Raw genomic sequence first — 2,005 nt, forward strand, 5'->3', positions numbered from 1 at the left:
TCCTTATTCACGAAGCAACAACGAATGAGGAGAACGAAAGAATACAGGAAATAGAGATATACTACCGATTTATTGGAAAAGTAGACTGATAAAGAGGGTTCATATCTTTAACTAAGGGAAACTGGTATAAATATGCCAGATATTAGCCTTTTAGTAGAAATTGCAGAGTTTTATGATGTAAGTATTTCTGAAATTATCGATGGAGAAAGGAAAAGTGAGAAAATGAATGAAGAAGTGAAAAAAACAGCATTAAAGTTATCAGATTACACAGAAACAATAAACAAGACTATAAGAAAAAGACTATTTTTCTTAACAATTATTGCATTTATAGGAATGTTAGCATTTGTAACGATTGAGGCATTGGGATTAGATACACCTAACAGCATATACGAAAATATTGCGGGTTGCGTTTAGGGTTAAACTTTGGGATTCTGATTGTTATTGCTATGTATTTATCTGGTATTCTTACAAAGATAAAAGAAAGACGGATGACGAGAAAAAATGCACTAAATATGTAGTGAGTAATCATAAAGTCGTTACTTGAAAGAATGCGAAACTTCCAGTTTATAGGGAAGAAAAAATAAATCATCACAGAGCCGGACGCACAAGACGCAGAGCCGATGAACAAGTACAGTATCATGGGAAAAAAGAAACAATGTAGGGAAAAGCAGTCTGGGCAGTATAAATGGATTAGAAATTCTCGATTGGGAAATTTACATTTTGCTTTCGATGACCAGAATGAAAATCGTTACCGTTGCGCCTGTTTTCACAAGCGTTGCGTGACATAAAAAGAATTCTATTTTAATATCAAAGTATCAAAAACAAAGGAGGTTCTTTTTATGTTGAAGGAATTAAAGAAAAACAAAATGAGTGTTGTTGCAACTGGGATTTTATTTGGTGTTATGGGGGTATTAATTATTCCTATGATAGCGGTAATTGTAAAAATATCGAATGCATTATCCCAAAAACATCCTAGGATATACAAGTATAGTATGATTGCTTTTATCGGTATGCTATTGGCAATTAGCCTATTTTTCGTTGTTATTAAACATCAGATGAGTTTTCTTGTAATAGTTGCTTGTTTAGCAATAACATTATGCGACACTATTAAAAACAGATAATAAATGGAGTACAACTATGGAAATATCAGATTTGATTAAATTAGCCAGAATTGAAAAGGGCTTAACCCAACAACAACTGGCTGATGTTGTCTTTGTTACGCGACAGACAATTTCGAAATGGGAATTGGGAAAAAGTGTTCCTGACCAAGCCTCTCTTATATTGCTATACCAGTATTTGGACATCAAGGATAATGAGAAAAAACAGTTATCAAAGCTTATTTTTAATAAGCAAAATATTATATTAATTTTGATTGCAATCTTATTTTCTCCTATGGTTATTGGAGTACGTTTTATCTGTTGTAAAATTGATAAGATTGAAAATCGCAAAATTAAAGCGGTAATCAAGGTTATTGGCTTTGTTGTATTCTCATCTTATCTAGTATCTTTAAAAGAAAATGTGGCGTATTTGTTAATTGGTATATTTTCTCTGGTGTATTTGTTATATCAATTCTATTTGAGTGGATTGGAAACTAAATGATTTGTGTCAGCAAGTTTAAGGCAAGCGATAATTCATGAAATTCCAGTTTGACAACTTCATATCCATACACACAAAGCAGTTAGTCTTAGGATTGACTGCTTTTTAACAAAAGACACCGCTTAGGTGTTAAGGGTGTCTTTTTAGTGCTATTTTATTGTCATATCAAGGCTCATTCAATCGTGGTAAATTCGTGGTAAATTGAATAATTTTCTATACTTCAAATTGCTTGAAAGTATAGTGTTTATGCGGACAATCGAAAATTATATATAAAATTTATTTTAAATATCATTACGATATTCTCATAGATATACTCACAGATCTTGATAAACAACTGAACCACCTCCTGTCACTCTATATATTGATATTCATCAAAATGTCATATTCAATATAGACCATCAGACAAAGC

At 31.8% G+C, this 2,005-nt stretch carries 4 protein-coding genes; all 4 read left to right on the forward strand.

Annotation, left to right across the window (positions count from 1 at the left end):
- Positions 1-89: DUF4368 domain-containing protein (locus tag NE665_RS23555; RefSeq protein WP_256302557.1), on the forward strand; the 89-nt coding region annotated here is incomplete at its 5' end.
- Between the two features lie 43 nt (positions 90-132).
- Positions 133-414, forward strand: coding sequence for a hypothetical protein (locus NE665_RS23560; RefSeq protein ID WP_196837912.1), 282 nt, complete (start codon positions 133-135; stop codon positions 412-414).
- 425 nt (positions 415-839) lie between these two features.
- Positions 840-1,121, forward strand: coding sequence for a hypothetical protein (locus NE665_RS23565; protein WP_044906872.1), 282 nt, complete (start codon positions 840-842; stop codon positions 1,119-1,121).
- Positions 1,122-1,137: 16 nt separating this feature from the next.
- Complete coding sequence (locus tag NE665_RS23570; RefSeq protein ID WP_044906870.1) at positions 1,138-1,599, forward strand: helix-turn-helix transcriptional regulator; 462 nt, start codon at positions 1,138-1,140, stop codon at positions 1,597-1,599.
- The last annotated feature ends 406 nt before the right edge of the window (positions 1,600-2,005 follow it).

Source organism: Clostridium sp. DFI.1.208 (assembly GCF_024463855.1).
Classification (GTDB): domain Bacteria; phylum Bacillota_I; class Bacilli_A; order Erysipelotrichales; family Erysipelotrichaceae; genus Clostridium_AQ.

Excerpts from the sequence above, each read along its gene's own strand:
- NE665_RS23570 (WP_044906870.1), top strand. The coding sequence starts at position 1,138 with ATGGAAATATCAGATTTGATTAAATTAGCCAGAATTGAAAAGGGCTTA.
- NE665_RS23565 (WP_044906872.1), top strand. The coding sequence starts at position 840 with ATGTTGAAGGAATTAAAGAAAAACAAAATGAGTGTTGTTGCAACTGGG.
- NE665_RS23560 (WP_196837912.1), top strand. The coding sequence starts at position 133 with ATGCCAGATATTAGCCTTTTAGTAGAAATTGCAGAGTTTTATGATGTA.